The 21,211-nt window shown below is 61.6% G+C and carries 26 protein-coding genes; 1 reads left to right on the forward strand and 25 read right to left on the reverse strand.

The window, feature by feature from the left end; genetic code table 11:
- Positions 1 to 26 precede the first annotated feature (26 nt).
- From J5M73_RS09160 to J5M73_RS09280, 25 genes are all read right to left on the reverse strand, one after another.
- Positions 27 to 332 (reverse strand): phage tail assembly protein, encoded by a 306-nt coding sequence (locus J5M73_RS09160; RefSeq protein ID WP_207815429.1) that lies wholly within the window; start codon positions 330 to 332, stop codon positions 27 to 29.
- A gap of 12 nt (positions 333 to 344) precedes the next feature.
- On the reverse strand, positions 345 to 854 hold the full coding sequence (locus J5M73_RS09165) for a phage major tail tube protein (protein WP_207815430.1): 510 nt from the start codon (positions 852 to 854) through the stop codon (positions 345 to 347).
- Positions 855 to 866: 12 nt separating this feature from the next.
- A complete protein-coding gene (locus tag J5M73_RS09170) occupies positions 867 to 2,033 on the reverse strand; it encodes a phage tail sheath family protein (protein ID WP_207815431.1) in 1,167 nt (388 codons plus the stop codon).
- Between the two features lie 99 nt (positions 2,034 to 2,132).
- Complete coding sequence (locus tag J5M73_RS09175) at positions 2,133 to 2,558, reverse strand: phage tail assembly chaperone (protein WP_243433733.1); 426 nt, start codon at positions 2,556 to 2,558, stop codon at positions 2,133 to 2,135.
- Between the two features lie 10 nt (positions 2,559 to 2,568).
- Entirely contained in the window at positions 2,569 to 3,960 is a 1,392-nt protein-coding gene (locus tag J5M73_RS31840; protein WP_243433734.1) for a phage tail protein, read from the reverse strand.
- Complete coding sequence (locus J5M73_RS09185) at positions 3,957 to 4,562, reverse strand: phage tail protein I (RefSeq protein WP_207815433.1); 606 nt, start codon at positions 4,560 to 4,562, stop codon at positions 3,957 to 3,959. Before J5M73_RS09185 ends, J5M73_RS31840 begins: the two co-directional genes overlap by 4 nt.
- 1 nt (position 4,563) lies before the next feature.
- Complete coding sequence (locus J5M73_RS09190; protein ID WP_207815437.1) at positions 4,564 to 5,445, reverse strand: baseplate J/gp47 family protein; 882 nt, start codon at positions 5,443 to 5,445, stop codon at positions 4,564 to 4,566.
- The gene (locus tag J5M73_RS09195) at positions 5,442 to 5,768 is read right to left on the reverse strand and encodes a GPW/gp25 family protein (protein WP_072444073.1); all 327 of its coding nucleotides are present in this window, start codon (positions 5,766 to 5,768) and stop codon (positions 5,442 to 5,444) included. Before J5M73_RS09195 ends, J5M73_RS09190 begins: the two co-directional genes overlap by 4 nt.
- A gap of 4 nt (positions 5,769 to 5,772) precedes the next feature.
- The gene (locus J5M73_RS09200) at positions 5,773 to 5,976 is read right to left on the reverse strand and encodes a hypothetical protein (RefSeq protein ID WP_207815438.1); all 204 of its coding nucleotides are present in this window, start codon (positions 5,974 to 5,976) and stop codon (positions 5,773 to 5,775) included.
- Between the two features lie 64 nt (positions 5,977 to 6,040).
- The gene (locus J5M73_RS09205; protein WP_207815439.1) at positions 6,041 to 6,634 is read right to left on the reverse strand and encodes a phage baseplate assembly protein V; all 594 of its coding nucleotides are present in this window, start codon (positions 6,632 to 6,634) and stop codon (positions 6,041 to 6,043) included.
- Complete coding sequence (locus J5M73_RS09210; RefSeq protein WP_207815444.1) at positions 6,631 to 7,143, reverse strand: hypothetical protein; 513 nt, start codon at positions 7,141 to 7,143, stop codon at positions 6,631 to 6,633. Before J5M73_RS09210 ends, J5M73_RS09205 begins: the two co-directional genes overlap by 4 nt.
- Positions 7,133 to 7,789: a hypothetical protein gene (locus J5M73_RS09215; RefSeq protein WP_207815446.1), complete on the reverse strand. Its 657-nt coding sequence runs from the start codon at positions 7,787 to 7,789 to the stop codon at positions 7,133 to 7,135. Before J5M73_RS09215 ends, J5M73_RS09210 begins: the two co-directional genes overlap by 11 nt.
- Complete coding sequence (locus tag J5M73_RS09220; RefSeq protein WP_207815447.1) at positions 7,786 to 8,100, reverse strand: hypothetical protein; 315 nt, start codon at positions 8,098 to 8,100, stop codon at positions 7,786 to 7,788. The genes J5M73_RS09215 and J5M73_RS09220 overlap by 4 nt, the downstream gene beginning before the upstream one ends.
- A 2-nt stretch (positions 8,101 to 8,102) precedes the next feature.
- Positions 8,103 to 9,098, reverse strand: coding sequence for a major capsid protein (locus J5M73_RS09225; protein ID WP_207815454.1), 996 nt, complete (start codon positions 9,096 to 9,098; stop codon positions 8,103 to 8,105).
- A 63-nt stretch (positions 9,099 to 9,161) separates the two neighbouring features.
- Positions 9,162 to 9,506 carry a head decoration protein gene (locus tag J5M73_RS09230; protein ID WP_207815456.1) on the reverse strand — a complete coding sequence of 115 codons (345 nt, stop codon included), beginning with the start codon at positions 9,504 to 9,506 and terminating at the stop codon, positions 9,162 to 9,164.
- On the reverse strand, positions 9,503 to 10,645 hold the full coding sequence (locus tag J5M73_RS09235) for a head maturation protease, ClpP-related (RefSeq protein ID WP_207815458.1): 1,143 nt from the start codon (positions 10,643 to 10,645) through the stop codon (positions 9,503 to 9,505). The genes J5M73_RS09230 and J5M73_RS09235 overlap by 4 nt, the downstream gene beginning before the upstream one ends.
- The gene (locus J5M73_RS09240) at positions 10,642 to 12,123 is read right to left on the reverse strand and encodes a phage portal protein (RefSeq protein ID WP_102863740.1); all 1,482 of its coding nucleotides are present in this window, start codon (positions 12,121 to 12,123) and stop codon (positions 10,642 to 10,644) included. The genes J5M73_RS09235 and J5M73_RS09240 overlap by 4 nt, the downstream gene beginning before the upstream one ends.
- Positions 12,123 to 12,329: a hypothetical protein gene (locus J5M73_RS09245; protein ID WP_065364517.1), complete on the reverse strand. Its 207-nt coding sequence runs from the start codon at positions 12,327 to 12,329 to the stop codon at positions 12,123 to 12,125. Before J5M73_RS09245 ends, J5M73_RS09240 begins: the two co-directional genes overlap by 1 nt.
- 1 nt (position 12,330) lies before the next feature.
- On the reverse strand, positions 12,331 to 14,343 hold the full coding sequence (locus J5M73_RS09250) for a phage terminase large subunit family protein (RefSeq protein WP_102863741.1): 2,013 nt from the start codon (positions 14,341 to 14,343) through the stop codon (positions 12,331 to 12,333).
- Positions 14,344 to 14,347: 4 nt separating this feature from the next.
- A complete protein-coding gene (locus tag J5M73_RS09255; RefSeq protein WP_207815460.1) occupies positions 14,348 to 14,920 on the reverse strand; it encodes a terminase small subunit in 573 nt (190 codons plus the stop codon).
- A gap of 205 nt (positions 14,921 to 15,125) precedes the next feature.
- On the reverse strand, positions 15,126 to 15,470 hold the full coding sequence (locus J5M73_RS09260) for a phage holin family protein (protein WP_207815462.1): 345 nt from the start codon (positions 15,468 to 15,470) through the stop codon (positions 15,126 to 15,128).
- Between the two features lie 263 nt (positions 15,471 to 15,733).
- The gene (locus J5M73_RS09265; protein ID WP_207815464.1) at positions 15,734 to 16,216 is read right to left on the reverse strand and encodes a hypothetical protein; all 483 of its coding nucleotides are present in this window, start codon (positions 16,214 to 16,216) and stop codon (positions 15,734 to 15,736) included.
- A 328-nt stretch (positions 16,217 to 16,544) separates the two neighbouring features.
- The gene (locus tag J5M73_RS09270; RefSeq protein ID WP_207815468.1) at positions 16,545 to 19,241 is read right to left on the reverse strand and encodes a DUF5906 domain-containing protein; all 2,697 of its coding nucleotides are present in this window, start codon (positions 19,239 to 19,241) and stop codon (positions 16,545 to 16,547) included.
- Positions 19,238 to 19,444, reverse strand: coding sequence for a TraR/DksA C4-type zinc finger protein (locus J5M73_RS09275; protein WP_207815470.1), 207 nt, complete (start codon positions 19,442 to 19,444; stop codon positions 19,238 to 19,240). Before J5M73_RS09275 ends, J5M73_RS09270 begins: the two co-directional genes overlap by 4 nt.
- Positions 19,437 to 19,925: a phage regulatory CII family protein gene (locus tag J5M73_RS09280; protein WP_207815472.1), complete on the reverse strand. Its 489-nt coding sequence runs from the start codon at positions 19,923 to 19,925 to the stop codon at positions 19,437 to 19,439. Before J5M73_RS09280 ends, J5M73_RS09275 begins: the two co-directional genes overlap by 8 nt.
- 468 nt (positions 19,926 to 20,393) lie before the next feature.
- Here J5M73_RS09280 and J5M73_RS09290 point away from each other — a divergent pair, with 468 nt between their 5' ends.
- Positions 20,394 to 21,116 carry a LexA family transcriptional regulator gene (locus J5M73_RS09290; protein ID WP_243433735.1) on the forward strand — a complete coding sequence of 241 codons (723 nt, stop codon included), beginning with the start codon at positions 20,394 to 20,396 and terminating at the stop codon, positions 21,114 to 21,116.
- Positions 21,117 to 21,211: the final 95 nt, after the last annotated feature.

Here is a 21,211-nt window from a genome sequence, read left to right on the forward strand (position 1 = left end):
TCGCCGCCATCTTCATCACCGCCGGGTCAAAGTTCGTCGTCTTGCACCAGGCGAAAGTAGCCGGCCTGCAGACGCTGGTAATCCTTGAGGGTCATACCCTCCAGATCCTTGGCGCCGACCTCGGCCAAGCTGGAGAAAAGCATGAGTTCGCGCTGTTCGTCGTCACTGCCGGCGGCAGTGTTAGCGGCGCGCACATCGCGCACGGTGGGTGCGCGCAGGGTGACCTTGTCGCAGACCACGCCATTCATCTCCACCGGTTTGGTGAGGGTCACGGCCACGCTCTCGGCGCTCAGGGTCATCCAGGCCGGTGTCTTTTTCGATGCTTGAGTCATGGGTGTTTTTCCTTACAGGCCCAGGGCCGAACGTTGAGTGGCGAGCTGGTCGACGCCGTTGATCACGCGCTTCATACCCAGCGCATCGATCTCGTAGATGAGGCGGCCGTCCACTTCCAGCTTGTAGTAGGTCAACGCCACGTTGTGCTTGATCTCGGCCTTATCGCCGGCCTTCCAGTCGCCCATGTCGACCTCCTTGAGCATGCCGCGCAGGGTGACGATCACCGGGGTGACCTTGCCCTTGAGGCCCTTGAAGGCGCCCCGGAACACGCCGTTGAAGGCGGTCCCGTCGGCCAGACCGAAGAGCTTCAACGACTCGCGGCGCACGCCGGTGGTGGTAAAGCCGGCCTCTTGTTTTTCCATGCCCATGTCCAGTTCCACCGGCAGGTCCATACCGCCGGCCCGGTGCTCCTCGGTCTTGAGCGTCAGCTTGGGCAGGGTCAGGCTCGGGACATCGCCTTGAAAGCTGATGCCATCGGCGAACAGGTTCATGTTCGCCAGAGTTTCGGGAATCATTGCCATTGCTGCGGCTCCTTAAGCGGCGGAATCGAGGACTTCGGCCAGCCACTGGTTGGTGACCTCGACGCGGAAGTTGGGGTTTTCGGCGGGCGGCACATCGGTAAAGCGGATGTTCCAATACACCTTGCCCTGCTCCAGCTGGCTGGCGGTGTTGAGTTCGGTGTCCGCGTAGACCTCGAAATTGATAATCGCGCCCTGGTTCTTCAGGTCGCGCATAAACGCCTGCAGGCCCTCGGTCACGTCCTTGACGTAGGTCGCGGTGATCGAGCGGTCGACCGCCCACTTGTGCCCGTAGAGGATCGCGTCCATGACGATGTCCATGGTTCGCACCCGGGTGACGAACGCCCATTTCGGATCGCTCGACAGCGTGCGGTTGCCCCACAGCCGAAAGCCCGCATCACGAATGATCGTGGTGATGTTGGCGTTGTTCAGCAGGTTGGCCCGGCAAGTCTCGTCCCCATCCAGAAACTCAATAGGCCGGGTGGTGCCGGTGAGGCCGACAAACTCCTTGTTCGACGGCGAAGCCCAGAAGCCGTACTCGTTGTCGGTCCAGGCGAACAAGCCCGCCGCCCAGGCCGAGGCCGGCGCATCAACGGTCGCGCTCTCGCCGGTGTCCCAGTACTGAATCCCCGGGTCGACCAGGTAGGCCCGCTTGGCGCCGAAGTTCTTGGCGTACTCCATGGCCGCCTCGTCGGTGGTGTTGGGGCCGTCGAGGATGGCCAGGCCGCGCAGCTTGTCGGCCAGGGCCACCAGGGCAGTACCGACCGGCAAGCCGGCGCTGTGCTTGGGAGCCACCAGCAACCGCGGCTGAGCATTGAAACGGCTCTTGCCATCCAGCAGGGCCTGCAGGCCGGTACGCTTGCCGCTGGCCAGCACCCCGCCAATGATCGCCGAGGTCTGCTGTGCGGCGTCCTGAACCTTCGCCACGCCGCACGCAACGATCACCGCCTTGGCGCGCTGGTAGATGGCCTTGCACGCCTTGGTGATGGCCGCATCTGGGCCCCAGGCCGCGATGGCTTCGCGCTCGTTGGTGATCAGCAACAAGTCGTTGGCCTTGGCGCTGAAGTCGGGGCCTTCGGTGAAGGTGTCCACCAGGCCGATGATCGAGGACGACGGCAGCGAGATAGTGCGCGTGCCGGTGTCGACGTTGGTGACGGTAACGCCGTGAAAGAAACCACTCATGGATAAGCTCCAGACATGAAAAAGCCCCGCATGAGCGAGGCTGTGGGAGGAACAGGCGCCGAAGCGCGGGAAAGAAAACGCCCCGTCAGTGCGGGGCGTTTACTCGGTTTGCTCGGCGATCCAAGGTGGAGCCACCGGGCGGTGCTCGATCTGTGGAAAGTCCACCGACTGTGGCCAGTCGCGCAGGGCCTGCATGTACAACAGCAGCTCGTTGAACTGATCACCTGTCAGCGTGGTAGCCGCGCCTATTTCGAGCTGGTCACGGTGACGCTCGCGCAACCACATCACCGAGGACAGCTCGTCGTCGCGCCACTCGCGCTCCAGTGCAGCCGGATCTGGGACCACCTCAGGGGCATCGACAAGGTATGGCAGACCGCGTTCATCGTGAGCGCGAACTTTGCCTGCGGGAGGGTTACCGATCACCGTCATGTAAAGCTCATCAGTGATTTCGACTGCATCGGCGGGCATCGAAGCGTGCATGCCGCGCAAGTAAGTGGTTTGAGTTGCCTGACTATAAAAGCGCATGGGACCTCCCTCAGCTTCCGATTGCGATGTATTTGGCGCCGTTTGGGGCGGCGCCCGCGTTGGTCCTGAAACTGACACCCGTCTGCGATAGCCCGAACGATGCGACAGCATCTTGGGTGGGCACGGCATTCGTTGTCCCTATGTGAGTGGTGGCAACAACTGCAAAAGCAGCGTTAGGAAATGCCATAGGGAATGTCACAGCGACAGGAGTAGAGCTGAAACCTAGGGATGTACCCCACTGAATAACCCAGCCACCCAGCCAGAATGGCGCTGCAATGTAACCATTTGCGGCCAGACTTATGGAAAGCCCCCACCGTAATTTCTTCGGTGTGGACATCACCGTATCGTCAGTACCTGCGATCATCTGCGCCTGAGTCGCAATTTTCGCCGTTCCTTGGTTCGCTTCGGTAGCCTGGGCGGCCAATGAGGAGGCCTGGGCGATCATCGACTCGATCTCAGGCTTGGTGTAGGTATCGGTAATGCCATGCCCGGCCAGTGTGTTCGGGTTGGTCCCGGCGATCACCCGGCCGTACTTGTCGACCGTGACGTTGGCATAGGAGCCCGCGCTGATACCGGTTCGCCCGGTGGCCATCTCGAAGGCCAGCGGCGTGGTGCCGAGGACAATCGGCCCGTCAGTGACCAACTGCCAGACACTGTCGCCGTTGACCGTGCCTGTCTCGATACTGACGAACAGCCCCGGAGTGACCTCCAGACTGGTGTCCGCATCCTGGGCACGTTTCCACACGCCCGTCGACGACACGACATACAGCCCGTTGTCCTTGGCCTGGGCCTGGTTTTTCACCAGCACCCGGGCATCGGCCGGGAGCAGCACGCCGTCGATGGTCTGAATCCCGCTCAACGCGATGTTGGCCGTGGTGGCCACCAGCGCCGAGTGCTTGAAATCCAGCTTGGCCAGCGCCTCGATCACCGCATTGTCGACGTACTCGCGGGTAGCCAGGACCACCGCTGGGTCGATCTTCAGCACGATCTGCGCGGTGTTGGCCACGATGAAGTTCATGCGGATAACCTGGGTCTTGCCGGTGCCTTGGGCCAGCAGCGGCTTGAAGCTTGGCGCGCAGTTGGCCACTGCCACCAGATCACCGTCTGCATCGAACAGACCGATCTCACGAATCCAGCGACCGCCCACATCAGACGGGATCACCTGCTCGGTGATGATGATGTTCGGGTTCGCCGGGTCAGTGCGTACCTGATTGACCGGAGCCCGGCGCCATTCGTTGATCAGCTTGGTCTGGGTCCGGTTCGGGATGGGGTCGGCTCCGTTGGCATCACCCACCGCCATTTCCTTGAAAGTCCAGGGCACACCGAGCGCCGTAGCGTTGGCTTGTTTCGCCTCGCCTACCGCCGTGAGGATGGCGAAGAACTGACTGTTAGAGTCGATCATGGGTACACGTCCAGGGTGTCTATTTCGTCAATGCACACGACCTGGCCATAACGGCCGGTCACTTCGATATCGCGGGGTGTCGGGGGGTAAACGTCGATCACTTCGCCCTGGTCCACATAGGCGCCGTAGCCGATCACCCCGGAGGTTTCCAGGCTGATGGCCAGGCCGGTCATGTGTCGGCTGACGGGCTTGGCGTCGTCGATCAGCCGGGTCAGTTCCTGATACATCTCTTCGGTGATGCCGGTGTCCAGCACACCGACCTTCAAGGCAAAGGTGGCCGGTTCACCGGCGGGCACCGTCTGCCACCACTCGACCACCTCGATCAGGTAGCCCAGGGGCTCCACCACACGGCGCAGCGCGCCGATGGTGCCCTTGCGGGCATGGATGAAGTGGGCCGCCCTGATCGCGTTGCGCTTGACCGTATCGGACCAGCGCGGGTCCCAGCGATCCACCGACCAGGCCCAGGCCAACTGGGGCAGCAGATGCACCGGACAGGTCGCGGGGTTGTACAGGGTGCGCAGCACAATCGAGGTGTCACCGGCGTTAGCGGCCTCAAGGGCCCTTTCCAGCGGCGTGCTGTTGATCGGCAATAGGCTGGTCATGTCAGCCTCCCAGCGTGACGCTGTAGCCGGTGCAGTACGCCGCCTGGGCCCGGGTCGGGGCGATGTCCTGCCACCCCGGCAACTCGACTCGGGCCACACCAGCCACATGCAACTGCGCATCAATGGCCGAACGGGCCACCTCGATGCCCAGGCGCCGGCGCGGGTTGACCCAGGCGGCCAGCTTGCGCTCTGCCTCTGCCAGCGCGGCGTCACTCTCCGGCCCCGGCCCCTTCATGTGCAGCACCGCATCAATGCGGTACGGCAGCACCTGGGCACTCTGCACCGTGACCCGATCCCCCAGCGGCCGCACGTCCTCATCGTTGAGGGCGGCAGCGACTGTCGCCAGCAGCTCAGGAGCGGCCGCGCCGTCACCTTCCAGACTCAGCACCGTGACCGTCACGCAGGCCGGTGACGGGCTTTCGGCCTCGGCATCGGCCACCAGGGCCGAGGCGTTGCGCGCATGCAGGATGTAGCTATTGCGCGGGCCCGCCGTGGTCAGCCCCTCATAGGCCAACTGAACACGCTCGCGCAGAGCATCGTCAGCTTCCTTGACCTCCTCAACGGGGGGCACTGCCTGCGAATCGCCAGGCTGGATCACCAGGCGCTTCAAGTTGACGTTGGCCGCCAGGTGATCCAAGTCCGTGCCTTTGGCGTGGGCCAACAACAGCGCCTTGGCCGCGTCGTTGACTCGGGCCCGCAGCTGCATATCGCCGTAGGCCGACAGCTCCAGCTGCTTGGTGACCGGGTCGCTCTCCAGGTCAGCGGTCCAATTCTCGCCCATGTGCCGGCGAAAGGTTGCCAACTTGGCCTGGTACAACGCTTCAAAGTCCAGGGCTTCCAGCACCTGCGGCGCCGGCAGTACCGACAAGTCCAGCATGCTCATGCCGTCACCTCCAAAACCGCGTTATTACCCAGGTACTGACCGACCAGCTCGAAGCTGATCTGGCCACCCACCACCGCTACTACCCGCACCCGCTCCAGCTTCAAGCGTGGCTCCCAGCGCAACAGCGCCCGGGCCACCTCGGCCTGCACCGCGCTTTTCCACCCGCCGGTCACCGGCAAGTCGACGTAGCGGCGCAGGTTGCTGCCGTACTCCGGCCGCATCCGCCGGCTGCCCAGCGGCGTGGTCAGGATGTCCTCGATGGACTGCCGCACATGCTCGATGCCGGACAGCGGCTGGCCGGTGCGGCGATCCATTCCGATCATTGCGCTACTCCTGCAGTTGCAGATCCGGGTGCTTGCTCAGGTACTCCAGCGCGACGCTGTCACCGGTCGGAGCGGATACCCGCCCCTGGGCCACGGCCAACTGGCGGCCGTCCGGCAGGATCAGCACCCGGGAGGTGTAGAGGGTGTCGCGGAACACCGCAGGGCCAGCACTGGCCGATTCGTCGGTGAGTCTCTTGGGGGTGGACATACATTCCTCCAGGTACAAAAAAGCCGCTCTAGGCGGCTGGGTGTGAGTAACTGTTGCAGGGATATCACTGCGGCGGTGCGGTTGATGCAGGCCCAGGCAGGACGCCCAGATGTGTATGGGTCGATCCGACATTAACTCCGTTATGTTTTAGACTCGCACCGTTGATTTTCACATCGCCATTCAACGTAATTTGTCCAGTCAGCGTGATGGTGTCGGCCTTACCGGTAATGGCGCTATCCGTCACCACCGCCGAGCTACCGCCGACCTGAATGGTCACCGTTCCGCTGGGCAGGTTGATGCTGTAGCTCTTGGTCTGCCAGTCGTAGACCAGCGAACCGCCATCATCGAAGCGCCAGACTTCGACGTGGTCGCGGTTGTCCGGCTGCGCACCAGCGTTGCCGTACAGGCCAGGCACAAACGTACCTTGTGCTGGTTCACCGCTGGGGCTGATCAAGGCTCCCTGCTCACCCAGACTCGGCGCCCGCCAGTGCCGAGCCTTACCGGCAGCTTGGCTGTGCCAGCGAACCCAGGCGCTGGTCCAGCCGGCACCATCAGAAACCCGCACCGTCCCGCCAGCGAGATCTACACCGACCACACTGCATGGGATGATCAGGCCCGCGATCATGCGGTCATGTGCAGCTGCAACGTAGCCGCTCATGGCTGGACCTCGACACGGACACCCGGGGCATCCTCTCCCAGATTGAGCTCAAGAACACCCGCCGGTTGATCAGGCCACGGCCATTCCTCTTTGCCGAGATAGATCCCCTGGGTCCACTCCACGACCCAGACCGCGTACCCGTCCAACTCGGGACGGGTCCAGTCCTGGGCCGACCGCACAAACTCTGCGGCGGCCACCTCGACGCCCCAGGTCTGCATGCGCAACAGAACCGCAATCTGCGAAGCGACAAAGGCCGCTTGCTGCTGACACTGGGGCAGTTCAGATCCCACGATTACTCGCGCCTCAAAGCGAGCGTCCAGCGCCGTTTCGCCGGTCATCTGATCACTACCTGGCTCCAGCTCCACCAACTCAATCACCACCGCCGGGATCGCCACACGATCCAACAAATCGGGCATGACCGCGACATAGGCCAAGCCAGGGATGGCATCACGAATGTGTCGCTCCATCGCGCTGTACAACTGATCAAGACTGAAAGGTTCACCAGGCACGTTTGCCACCTCGCAGATACTTCTGCAGCTCAAAGTTCAGTTCCTGTTCGAGGATTTCCAGCAGCCTTTCATCGGCACGCCTGACCCACTCATCAAAGATCGGCCGCACGTCATCCAGCGACACCTTGGCCTTGGCCAGGGGGAAGCGGTTGTCGTTCTCGTTGATGAAGCCAGAACGCCGCTTTCCCTGCCGCGTTTCGGGGTAGTCGCTCGGGTCGTAGTGCTTGCTGCCAGTCCGAATCCAGATGTCGGCCTGGCTGCCATAGACCTTCTTGAAGAAAGCCCCCTGATAGCGACGCCCCGCGACCGACACACCCGACCGATTCTGGCGGGCTCGACCGATCCGGCTCGATTCAATCGGATTGATGCCGAACCAGAGCTTGCCCTGTCCGTTGCTGTTGATGGGGTAAGCCCGCAAACGCTGGCGAACAGCCCCAACCGCAATGCGCTCCTTGCTGCTGACAGCCCGGGCAATGTAGGTCCGCAACCAGCGCAAGGTCTTGTTGATCGCCCGGCGCTGGGCCGCAGCGGCGGCCTTGGGCACCACGGCTGCAAAGTCCTTGAACGCCTGAAAATCGACGGATGAGGCTTGCAGTGTGATCATGCCGTCGTTAGCGGACTGCTTGACGTGACTGCCGATGCTCATGGATTGATCCTCAGAATGAGACTGACCAGGCCATCGCCTCCTGGCTCGATCAGAACCAAGGTGTACAGGCCACCTCCATCGTGCGCGGGCAGATCGATGCGCACCTGCTGACGTACCTCTACCCCCTCGGCATCCGATACACGGATCACCAGATGTGGCTCGCGCAGGCCCGTATTCATCTTGCCGAGCTTGGGTTGCAGCCAAGGCGCCGAGAACATCCCCAGCACCTCGCGCCCTTCGATGTAGGCCGTATCCCCCAGCGTCTCGAACACCGCATCGTCAACATCGGCGACCAGCTCGCGAATGCCCACGGCTACATCTCCAGCAGGATCTGCGCCAATGGCCGCGTGCAAAGGTGCAGCGGGTTGGACTGCGCTTCGCCGGCCATGCCCTTGCCGAACGGCATCGGCTCGATCTTGCTGTAGTACGGCAGGCCCTCGGTGTTGACCGTCTCCATGTAGTCGGCCGGGGCAAACACCGAGATGTACAGATCCGGCACGCCCTCCGGAATCAGCAGCGCCTTGTCGTCATGAACAAAGGAAACCCCAGCAACCTTGCCGCGATAGCGCTCCCAGACGATGCCGCCGAACTCGAAGCTCTCGCGGGCATCACCCCGCAGTGCTGCAGCCTGCTGGGTGTTGAGGAAGGTTTGCTTGACCTTCTCGTGGACGATCAGCTTGTTCCAAAAGTTCTTGCCGCAGAAAGCCCGTGCTGCAGTGCTGGTGATACTGCCCAACGCCTCCTCCTGCAGGTCCAGGGCCTCGCCGCATTTGACGCGAATTTCAGTGTCTGGGCTGTTGAGCCCCATCGGCATCTTTTTACGAGTCACCCCAAAGGTCTTATAGATGTCCAACAGCACCGTCTTGCCGTCCGCATCGAGGATCTGGCCGTTCAAGGCACCCATGCGCTGGAATTCGTGGGTGGCGTCCAACTGTCGACGGCACTTGGCCAGGCGTTTGTTAACAACATCTTGCACCGACTGCAGCTCACTGCGGGTACCGAAGGCGCGGATGCCCTGGATCTCGTCGGCCTTGATGGCGAAGCGTTCCGGCAGGTGCACGGTGTTAAACGGGATCAGGTTACGCTTGCTACCACCGACCACCAGACCCGAGGTGCCACGCTCGCCCGCAGGGACCAACGCGATGGTGTCGCCGTCCTTCTCGATTTGCACCGTCAGGGTGGTAATGCCCTCCTCCTGGAACAATCCCAGGCTGCTGATACGACCCGGGAGATACTCCTGATCGTTGATCGCCGCCGTCAGCGAGGAAACAGAAAACGCATCGTCGTTAAAGATCTCAATGTCAGCCATGAATCAATCTCCAGAAAGCAAAAAACCCGCAAAGGCGGGCTCGGTAAACGAGGATGAATCGCCCTAGCGGACGATCACGAAATGAGTGGCCAGTGCCTTCTCGGCCGCAGGGTCCAGGCCGGTCAGGTGCGCTTCGCTGACCTCGGCCAAACGCACCACAGCGCGGCCACGGCGGACCACATCCGACTCGCCCAAGGGGCCATAGAGGATGGCCTGAGCGTTTTCGCTGCCGTCTTCGGCGGTCGGGCTGTAGGGAGCAAACTCACCGGTAGCCACTACCAGGCCGAGGATTTGCCCCGGCTCCAGGGCTGGGCCCGCCGCCACGTTGATGGCTTCGCGGGAAATGGTGCCGGCCCCTTCGGACAGCAGGAATTCACCCGCATGCATCGGCTCACGTTGAACAGTCATGGTCTGGTTCCTTTCGCGGATGGTTGATGTGCAGCTTGGCGAGCAGCCCAGATCGAAGGCTGGTCGATTTTTTTGGCCTGTACCTTGGGCGGCGGGTCGTTTTCCAACGGCAGGCTGTTGTTGATTTCGAAGCCCTTACCCGTGCCCACCAGCTTGTCGAACAAGCGAGCGCGAACACTGGCCGCATCCAGACCGGCCGCCACGAACTCGGCGCTGAATTCCGGCAGTCGAGCGGCTACGCACAGATCATTGATGGTCTTGGCCCGAGTCAGGCCAGCCTGGACCACGGCTTCACTTTCCAGCTGGGTGGACTTGAGCAGCGGTTCGACCAGGTTGCTGATACCGGACTCAGCGCAACGTTGCGTGATCAGCAGAGCAAGCTGGGCAGCGTCCACCACCGGAGCAGGCTCGGGCGGTGTTGCTGGCTCATCAGGGACCGCTGGGGGCTGCTCATCCAGCTGGGCCAGCAACCCAGGGGGAGCGTTGCGAAAGCGCCGCAGCGCATCACCACGACCCAAGCAAGCGTTGACCTTAACACCGTCCCCTACTTCATCCGCCAGGCCCAGGGCTACAGCCTCGTTGGCTGTCAGCCAGGTCTCGGCATCGACCAGGCGCCGCAGCTCGGCATCGTCGATGTCCGGGGCTTTGGACTTGTACGCCGCGATGATCGCTTCCAGGGTCTGGTCCAGCACATCGGCGACCTTGCGAAAGTCCCCAGCATCGCCAGCCGCATAGGTCCATGGGTTGTGAATCATCAGCATGGCGTTGGCGGCGATTACCACCCGGTGCGCGCCGCACACCGCCACACTGGCAGCGCTGGCGGCCAGGGCGTCTACCCGGCCAGTACAGCGCTCGCCCAAGCGCGAAAGCGCGTTGTGCATTGCCAGACCGTCGAACAGATCCCCGCCAATGCTGTTGAAGGCGACCACCACCGGAGACTCTCCGTCGTCCAGGGCCCGCAGGTCCTGCACAAACTGATTCGCCGTCACGCCCCAGGCGCCGATCTCGCCATACACGAACACTTCGATGTTCCGTTGCTCGGCTTCGCCGCTGGCCCGCAGCGTGTACCAGGTCTGATCCTTGACCGGCACCAAGGCGCCGGCAGCGTCGTAGACGCGGACCTGAGTTTTCTTGCTCATGGTTGCTCCTTGTCGTCGAGCAGCTCGACGCTTTCGAGGGTGTTGTAATTGAGGCCCAGGCCGTTGGCCCGCTCTAGATCAGCGGCGTTTTCCGCATCGACCGTTTCGGCGTCGTAGCCGGTACGAAGGCACATCTCGCTACGTGAGGCGAAGCCGGCCTGTACTTCCATGCGTCGGGCCTGAACGTCTTGCACCGGCTGGAGGTACGGCCACCCTTGCGGCACCCAACGGGTACGCAGGTATTCACGGCGGCGCTGGGCGTAGTCCGGCAATTGCACGGCACCGGCTAAGAACGCCATATCCAGCCAAGCTGCACGTACGGGGCGGCAGAGCTGGTGCACGTAAACGCCGAACTGCAACTGTTCCAGGCGCCGACGAAACTCGTTCAGCACCACCCGCATCACTCGATCATTGATGTCACGCATATCGCCGGTAACGATCTCGTAGGGCACCCCCGCCCCCGCAGCAGCGGCCATCAGTTGCTGACGCATAAAGTCCGGGTAGTTGTTGCCCGCATCAGGAGGTTTGGAAAACTCGACCTCCTCCCCGGGCCCTAGCTCCTGCATGGTCCCCGGCTCCAGCGCCACCATGGGCGTGAACCCGTCTCGATCCAGCGTCAACGGCTGACCGGTGACAGGGTCGAGTGGCGGCGGACCACCTTCCGGCGTGGGCCGGGTAATGAAGCCCGCGAAAAGGTTCGCGACCTCCTGCCGGAACAGCACCGCGTCATCGTAGTTATCGAGACTGCGCAGGCGTTTCAACACCGGCGACAGGCGCGGTACGCCACGCAGTTGGCCGGGCTCCAGCGGATCGAAGATATGCAGCACCTGGGTGGCTGGCACTCGCACCAGCTGGTTATAACCACTGGCCAATGAGAAAGACTCTCCCGGGTGCGAGCGATACATCCAGTACGCCACCCGCTTGCCTACGCCGTTGAACTCGATCCCGGCCCGAATGACATTGCCGTCGCGGGTGGTTTCGAACTTGTCATGGGGCACGAACTCCGGCGCCAGCAGTTGCACCTGCAACGGCACCGCCAGGCCATCCTCGGTCCGACGAGGCCGCAACCGCACGAAGCATTCACCCGAGGTCTCCACCGTCCGGGCGACCAAGGCCTGCTGGCCATAGAAGTCGGTCAGGTCGTCGGCATCCGACTCGTCCACCCAATCCTCCCACAGCACCTGCAATTGCTTGCGCAGGTCGTTGTCGGCGGTTTGGGCCCGAGGGGTGATGCCGGTGCCGATCAGGTTGCTGACTCGCTTGTCCACCACGTTGAAGGCGTAGGGGTCATTGCGCACCGCCGCCCTGGAGCGCGAGCGCAGATTGCGCAAGGCCGGGGTGTTTATGCTGTTGAGACTACTGTCCGGAGCATCCCAGCCAGCCGACCGGCGCCCCTCACCGGCGCCTTCATAGCTGGCCTTGATGTTCGATGGCAGCAGGAAGCCTTGACGGCTCAACGTTGGGTAGTGACGAGCCATTACAGTCCCTTGCCCCCGTGGTAAAGCCGAACCACGCGCGAGCGTGGGCCAGCAGCTGCAGCAAGGCTGCCTCGGATCTCCTCGCGAGCCCTGAGCAGTTCGTCCACCGTCCGGTATTCCACCGTGCGGTCACCATAGCGCACGGTTTTTTCACCGCGAGCGATAGCCGCCTCGATCGCGTCGAGGTGTTTCTGGGTAAAGGACATATCAGCGTCTCTTGAGATAGCCGCTGGTGGACATGCGGCGTTGAGGTTGTGGCGCTACGGGTTGGGCCCTGGCGACAGACGCCGCAGGTGACGGAGCCGGTCGCTCGATGGTGGCCGGCTCCGGTTCATCGTTCGCAGGTGTTGGCGACACCGTCTGCTGGCCGGCCTCGTCGTCGAACAGTCCACCCTGGGCAAGCGCCTGCCGGACCCGCTCCCAATCAGTGTCCAGGTAGCGATTGATGCCCAGGTAATGGGCCATCGCCAGGCAATACACCATCAGGTCGAGCGCTTCGTTTCGATCTGCCTTGCCCTTAACCCATTCGATACGCTTGTAGCCTTTGACGTAGCGAGCCACCTTGCTTTCGGCTACGCACTGGTCAAAGAACTCATCGGGCAAGTCGTTGGCGAAGTGCAGCGCACCAGGGCCGCTTTCGAACGGGTAGCGGTTGTAGATCCAGTCCTTGGCGGTGTCGGTGCCGACAAACCACAGCTCGGCGCCGTTACGTTCGGTCTGCCCCCGCCAGGTAACATCGACCATCGACGGGCGCTGGGCGATGACTGGACGCCCGGGCTTGCTCGCCCCCTTGATGGCGAAGATGTTGCGCCACCGGCGAAGGCGGCAGAACTGGTAAACCTCGTCCGTGTGGTGACCACCGGAGTCGACACCAGCGGCCAGGATCGCCAGCGCGACACCGCAAGGATGCCGATACCGGGCCTTGAGCTTCTCGTCCAGCACATCCCAGGTCTTCTGGTTCGCCGGATCGCCCCAAATCACCTGGTGGTCGATCACCCAGCGTTCCAAGCCAACACCGAAGCCCATCACCATCAGTTCCAGGCGGTTGGCCTGCACGTCGACCGCAGCGGTCAGCAGCAGCACACCCGCCGGCATCGAGCCAAGGCTGTAGCGTTCAAGACGGGCCCGGTCCCGCAGGACGTGGGCCTTGGTTTGCTCCTGGGCGCTGTCCCAGACCTTGGCCAGACGGGTGTTATAGAACACCTGCATCGGCTCCAGGTTGCCAGCGGCTTGGGCCTTCTTGGCCTTCTCGTACTGCCGGGCCAAGGTCCGCCAGTCGGTCCAGCCGGATGGGGCATACAAGGCGTTGAGGTAAAACCCCACGGTTTCCCCGTCGCCGTCGGCATGCGCCCGCCACTCTCCGTTAGCCAGCATCCACCCTTTGTGATGCTCCTCGATCAGAACATCACACTCAGGGCCGGCGCACTGGTAGTGCGCCACGCTGAAGTCTGAGGAGTACAGCAGACGCTCCCACTCCAGCACCTGATGATGGCCGCAGGTTGGGCACGGCACGTAGTAATGCCGCTGATCGCTCGACTCGAACAGATCGCTGATCCGCGAGGCGCCCTTGATGGTCGGCGAGCTGGAAAAGTAGAACTTGGCGTTGCGGCCGAAGGTACTGCCCCGGGCTTCCGCCAGTTCGATGGGGTCGCCCTCCTCGCCCACATCGACCTCCCAACGGTCCACCTCGTCACCGTACACATACCGGGCCGACAGCTCGGCAAGGTTGGCGGCAGAGCCAGCCGTGGTCACGTACAGCGAGCCGCCTTCGAACTCCTTGGTGTCCATGGTGTTGCGGGAGTCGCGGGAGCGGCTGGACGCCACACGCTTATTCAGCTCCGGGGTGGCCTTGATCGTCTTACCGATCCGCGACGAAACTCGCTTGGCCAGGCCCAGGCTCGGCAGCAACGTCAGGATATTGGATGGGGCCATGTGGATCAGGCCGCCGATCCAGTTCAAGGCGATTTGGGTTTTCATCAGCTGCGAGGCCACCATGGTCACCACCCGTTTGCAGGGGTGGGCCGGGGACAGGCAGCGCATGGGTTCTCGTGCGTACGGCGTCCGGTCCGTGCGGTACTTGCCGGGCTCTGCGGCTCCCGTGTCACGCGGGATTCGCATGTATTCATCTGCCCATTCGTCGACCCATAGTTCAGGGTCTGGCTGGAGCCCTCGGCAATACGCATCGCGGTACACCTCTGCACCGTTTGCGTATTCGGGCATAGGTCTAGCTCTGTGTGATGGCTTGTTGTAGGTCGACGGCGGTCATGCGCCCAGCGTCCTCAAAGGCTCGGCGAAACGCCCCTGTCAGGTGTCGCTCGATTTCCCAGGGATCGCTCAACGCGGCTACCTCGGCAGCCAGTTGCGGCGACATGCCGAAAAACAGATCACGAACCATGCGCCCCGCGTTGTAGGCCGCGACCGTTACCGCCTCGCGGTCAACGAGGTCACCCTGGACCTTGTAAAACTCAGCCTCGGCCAGCCTGGCCAGGTAATGCTCCCGGTGGGCCCGGGATTTCTGGAAATCCGGGCCTTTGCTGGGAAGTTGCGGCACCGCATCGGTTTCAGCAGTCGGCACCAGACCGCTGCGCACATCGCGATCAATGCGCGCTTCTTCATGCCGAGCAGCCACGGCCACCTTGCTGGGATCTGCAGATTCAGCCAGCAGGGCTTCGGTAGCCTCCAACTCGATCTTGCCGTCTGCGGTCAGCACCAGCCGATCTTGCTTAGCCAGTTTGGAAACGTAGGACTTGGCCCAACCGCGCCGCGCTGCAAAGTCCGACTTGCTGATAACGGTCATGTGTTTGACGTCCAGTTAACCCAATGAATACGGGGAGTTCACCAGTTCACCGCCAGTTCACTAAGCAGGTGAACCAGCCGCTAACAAAGATCCGCGGGTTTCCGACCCCGTGTCCTCGGGACGCTTCCAGGGTCCCCGGCGGGATTTTCGCGCCCCAGATCAGTGCAAAAAGCTGAAAGCCCCGTATTACGTGGCCTCCAGAGCACTACACCCTGTCCTCGGGAACAGGCGGCACCTCGCACACCCCGATTCGCTTCGCCGTCCACCGCTCATACAGGCCAATGGCGACATCCGCGCCGGCCATCGCCGTCAGGCAGCCAAAGGCGCCCGCAGTCCAGACCGACACACCGGCGCCAATGAGCAACATCATCGCCGCCATACCGCAGGCGATGCAGGCACCGGAACGCAGCGCGAGACGCCGCACCAAGGCCCAACCTCGCGCCCCTTCCTTGTCTGCTCGCCACATCTCCCCGGAGACGCCGCCCACCAGAGAAAGAACGATCACCAACCAGATCGGCATCTCTGCCAGCGCTTGTTGCTCATTAGTCATGTTGTGCCTCGAATGATTGAGCGCGGCAGACGCCGAAAAAAGAAAACCCCGCCAGGGAAGGCAGGGTTTTCAGTGTCCTGGCTTGCGCCAAGGCGGGGGTGCACAGCACGTGCTCGGTGAGCGCCAAGGCGCAGATTGCATATCGTGGTGACTTTTTACCCCCCTCCGGAAAAACCGAAAAGGGGTCATTTTCGGTTGTTCAACTCCACGCAACTTTGACGCAACCTTGGCTCACCTTTGAGGTAAACCACCCCGACGAACGGTCAGCAGGCTTGCCGGCGTTTCACCGTCGACACACGGGTCAGATCCGTTTCCGCATGCCCACTGCGGCGAGTGATACCGCGTGTCGTAGCGCTGCGCACCGTGAGAATGAGCTGCACCTGCTGATGGAGACGATGAACCCAGTTTCTGTAGGTACGGTCAGCATCCTCAGACAATCCCAGTAGCGCCAACTGAGCGCGAACAGTCAGGGGCCTTTCCGGCAAGTACCGGTTGTAGGCCAGCTTTGCCAACTGGGCGCCCTTCTCTGATTGGCGCTCAAGTTGTGCAAGTGCTGCTGCAACTTCACAGGCAATGTGATCCATACCAGCACCACCACCAGGCAAGCGAGGCCCCGGCGTGCCACGGGGAGCGCTGCCGCCCCACTCCATGATCGTCGCCATTGGGCTACCCAGCCCGCTGCCCTCACCAACCCGGCAGCACTGGTGGGCCCAATGCTTCATCAGCTCTTCGATTTCCTCAATCATCGCGCCATCCCCCTGAAAATCGAACCCGACACAAAAAACGCCATACCCAACACAAACCCAACACAAATAAATCCCTTTAAAATCAATATCTTTATCAACTTTGAGTTAGGTGTGTTGGGTGTGTTGGGTTTATCGGTCCTCGCATGAGAAGAAATTCCGGGGCCGCTTTCACCAACAAATAACGTCACGCATGCGCGCACGCGAAGCAAAACCCAACACACCCGACACACAGCCCGCAAACCCGCGAAATTGAAGGGCCAAACCTGTGTTGGGTTTCCAATATCGACCCGACACACACCCAACACACCCGACACACTCTTAGTCGTAGTCATGTTGCTGGCCCCTTTACATGGTCCCAGTTGTCCACGTTCCAGCCCGCGAGCCGTGCACGAGCCCGCCATTCCTCCACCTGCTCACCCAGGTCGGCCGCTTTCATCGAAGGGGGCGGGGAAGGATCAAGATTCGCAGGGAGGAAGAACGCGCCAAATTTGCGGGTATTCCCCTCGGTCCAGGGAATCGCACGCGTCTTGTCGACCTCTGAACTGATGAACAGCGAGAACTTGGTTTGGCTCATCACGTGTTCCTTGTTGCGTTGACACCATTCAAGGAACATCGAGTACACATCCGAGGAGAGGCACGGGCTCCACAGGCCATAGCCCAGTTCGCCGTAGCGCCATAGGTGCAGGAACGTCTGCCAGCCGGCCCGGCTCAACGCCACCAACCGCTCCCGGGCTTCGGTCGAGGGTGGGCGTGTTCGCTGGTTGAAGTCGCCCAGGTCGACCGAAAGCAGCCAGCCATAAAGCGCTGCGACGCCGCCCTCTTCCAGCTCCTTGCCTATCGCCTTCTGCCGCTCCACCGGCAACGTTTCCATGGGCCACATGACCAACATCCGGCGGTCGCTGTCGCTGATCGGCCAGGGCAGGATTTCGTTACTGAGGAACACCGCGTTCATGTGGTTGGCTTCTTCCCAACCGTTGATGAACTTCGATTCCATCCGCACGGTTTTACCCGTGATCAGATGCTTGATTTTGCCCACCTGGTTGTAACGCTGGTCACGGCTGACCACCTCTTCAAACACCGACCAGAGCTTGCGGCTTTGCCAAGCGTTGAAGTTGCTTTCCAGCTGGGTCTGACCCACGGTCGCCGCGTATTGGCCGTACAACATGCCCAACGCATCAGCGAACAGCAGGCTTTTGCCCGACCCCTCCATCGTGGAGTGCATCAGCACCGCCGTATCCATCTTGGCGCCCAGATGCTGCAACGGATACGCAAGCCAACGAGTGAGCCACTGCAACGCCGCTTCATCGTTGTTGCACAGAAACGAGATCAGCCAACGCAGGTTTGCACAGGCGGCATCGTTCCTGACTGGCTCCAGCGGCAGGCCATCAAAAGTGTTGATGTACACCGCCGGGTCCTTGGTCATGGTCGGGTCGAACACGATGTGCTCAACGTCCACCGTGCGCCTCTCACTGCTGTTCAGCCACAGCGGATAGGTATCGCCAAGGGCCATCTTTACCGCGCCCTCGGCTATGCGCCGTTTTTTCTCCCGGTCCCAGACGTCCTTGGTCCCGTCGATGTACACATAGCGGTCAGTCGGCGACATGCCGAAGGCATCACCCTTCTTACCGGCCATGCGCCGCGCCTGCTCGATGTCGCTGACGTGATCAGCGGAGATAAGGCGCTTGGCGGTGTTGTCTAGCCACTCCTTGGCAATAGGCTTGCTCACCCGCGCTTCAAATGCCGATTTCTTCATCGCCCGCGCTTGATCGCAGTCCCACACATGCGTGGTGCCCTCGATCAGGGCAAACCGCCTCAGCACTTGATCGAGTGTCAGCGCCTCCCCCGCGCCCCCCATAGAAGCCGGAGCGGCCTCGCTGGCCTCGATGCCGCTGCCCTGGCTCGGCCCGCTCATGTCATCAGAAGGGGGCGGGGGAAGGTCCCGAGGATCTGGACGCGAAGAATGTTGCATGCCGAGCATGCGCGCCGCCTCTTTCACCGCCCGGGACTGGTCGCCGCTATGTTCCAGCAGGCAATACACCTCAAAGGCATCATTCTGGTGACCGTTGGCCAGCGGATCGGCACCGTGGTGCGAGTAAACCTTGCCCTCCTTGACCGTGATACCGGGCATGCCGGTGCTGCTTTGCGCATACAGCCACTTACTGCCCCGCTTGATATAGCCATGGGCACGCAGCAGTTCCTCGACATCGTGGCAACGGTTGAACTCATCGATCACCGACGGCTGGTCACCCTTGGGGGCCGGTCGCTTGATTGCCTTGCCTGGGTCCTTCTTGGGCTTAGGCGCCCAAGGGCAAGCCGCATCGGCGTCACGCTTGAAGATGTCCCAGTTGTTCCAGATCGTCAGCAGCTCTGACGGCAGTACGGGGAAGCCATCGGCTGCATTGGGCGCTGTTCGCCAGAAATAGGGTTTACCGGTGCCTGGGTGGATCGATGGCGGCAGTAGGTCCTGCACCAGGCCGGCGCGCAGCTCCAGCACCGTGAAGCGCTGATACAGTTGCGCCTCGGCCTTGGCAGCGGCCTCCCCCGCCAAGTCTCCGGCCGCCTTGGCCTCCCTGGCCTGCGCCGTCAACCGCTTGTAGATCGAACCATCAGGGTCGTTTTCATTCGGCCACGACAGGGAATGGCGGCTCAATTCAACGCCATCCGGCACCTGGAACATCACCCGGAAGCGCGCCGGGTTACCGACCACAGCCGGGAACACCAGCGCCATTGCATCCAGATCGATGCCTAACAGCTCGTAAAGTACGTGGCGGGTCCATCGCACATCATCGACATCGAGCGAGCAGGCCCGGCTCGGGCCCAGGACTACGCCGAGGTTGTGCCCAGGATTCTTCTGCCAGAACGCATCGGCTTTGGCGGCTTCTGTGAAGTAGCCGCCGGGCTTGTTCCACCCCAGGCCCTTGGGGCCTTTCTCGCCGGGCTCGATGGGTACCAGGGACAGACCGAAGTCTTCGATGTAGCGCCGCGCCCACTCGGCGGTGGGCATTCCATTGGCCTGTTCACTCACCTGCGACGCTCCCGCAACTCCTGGCAACTGATGCAGGTCTGACACCCTTGTTCCGCCTGTTGACGACGTAACGGGATCGGATCGTCGCAGTCTTCACAGAATTCCGCGCTGGCGGCGGTCGTCGCTTGCCGCTGGCGGCGGTCCAACGCTACCTGCAAGAAGTAGTCGGCCTGGTCGTTGGCAATATCGATCACGTCAGCCATGGTCGTGCCCCTCCATGGCCTGGCGGGCGCCTGCCATGATGCCGAGCACTGCCCGAATCACGTCATGGCCGTGCTTCTCCAGCTCCGCAACCTCATGAGGCTCCCAGATATTGTCGGCCGCCCCCTCATGCATGCTGGAGACGAACAAGCCCGTTTCGTGCAGCAACTTGCTGACAGCCAAAAGCGCTTGCTTGGTCGGGGCTGCAGGCTCCGGCTTGTACCAAACCATACCCGCCGGCCGCATCAGCGCGTCCAGCAACACCGGGCTGGCCGTCAACCGGATGACCTCCTCAAGCTCGTCAGGGTCCAGCCAGCGCGGCTCGAAGTCGTGCTTCAGCTTCTTTTGAAGGGTGTCGTAATCAATCACCATATCCAACGCCAGGGCGGTGACACCGCCTTTGTAGGAATGGCCGGCGCGGTAGAGCGCCTTACGTAGGGGAAGAACCGGCTCAACGGCCGTTGGCTTTGATACGCGACTCATAACCGTAAATACCTCTTTTACGGTCTAGTCATAGAAACGGGCACGCCCTATCCTACAACCACGACCGATGTGCATGTGCTGTGTATCGTCGTAGCCGGGCTGGGGGAATCTTGTGGTGAGAGGCCCCAGCCCGGCACCTTTATTAGGCAGCCAGTGATTTGCGACGGCTGCCAATACGACGGATTTCGAAACCCTCGGGCTTCCCGTCAGAACCGCTGACTACTCGGACATCCCGACCACTCAGCATCATCTGGGAGATTGCTCCTTGGGTTACACCAAGAAGCTCAGCAACCTCCACCTGACTCTTCCCCTTTGCGAACTCTCGCAAAGGAACTCCATATTCAACTGTCATTCTCAATTCCTCAGAACCGACGCAGGTCAAAATATTAGGCCAACTCATAAATTTGAGCAAGATAAAAACACTATCAGTGTTTGTTGGATATAAGTAACCCTTATAGCATCGCGATCATGACGACCAAACCGCCCTACATCGCCGAAGAAGCGGCCCGCCTCAAGGCCGCTTACAATGTCCGCAAAGCAGAAGACCGCACCCTGACTCAAGAAAAGGTTGCGGACATTTGCGGCTGGGCCGGACAAAGCGCCGTCAGCCAATACATGACAGGCAAGATTGCCCTGAACCTCCCCGCGTTATTAAGCCTCAGCCGAGCCATAGGTTTCGCACCCGAGAGCGTTAGTCCTCGACTAGCAGAAACCATGGTCACGGCAAATAACGGTTCGAAGATAAGCAGCCCTAGTTCTGGGGGCTTGCATCAGAACACCACGGAGATGGGACCGGCGGGGAGGCTGTTGCCTGTGATCGGATATGTAAAAGCTGTAGCCTTTTGTGAGGCGGATGAAGGATTCAAAAAGGACGATGTTGAAGAGTGGGTCGAAGCAGGAGGCCCTGCTGGACCACGCGCATTCATCCTGCGCGTTGAAGGAAAAAGTATGGAACCCGATTTCATGCCTGGCGATAAAGTCGTCATTGACCCGGACATGCCGTGGAACTCTGGCGACTTTGTGGTCGCAAGACGCCCCAATGAAAAAGCGGCGACATTGCGACAAATCAGCGAGGAAGGCGGCGAGCAGTACCTCTACGCGACCAATCCAAATTGGCCGGAGAGGGTCATCAAGATCAGCCCAGAATGGAAGATTTACGGACGTGCCCGCCGCAAAATTGTAGACCTCTGATCACTCAACAGAACGAAGCCCGCTATTAGCGGGCTTTTTTTGTGCGCAAAAAACACTAAATAGCAGTAGCACTATTGACTTAATAAACCACTAAC

It is taken from the genome of Pseudomonas sp. 50_B (genome assembly GCF_017491625.1).
Taxonomy (GTDB): Bacteria; Pseudomonadota; Gammaproteobacteria; order Pseudomonadales; family Pseudomonadaceae; genus Aquipseudomonas; species Aquipseudomonas danubii.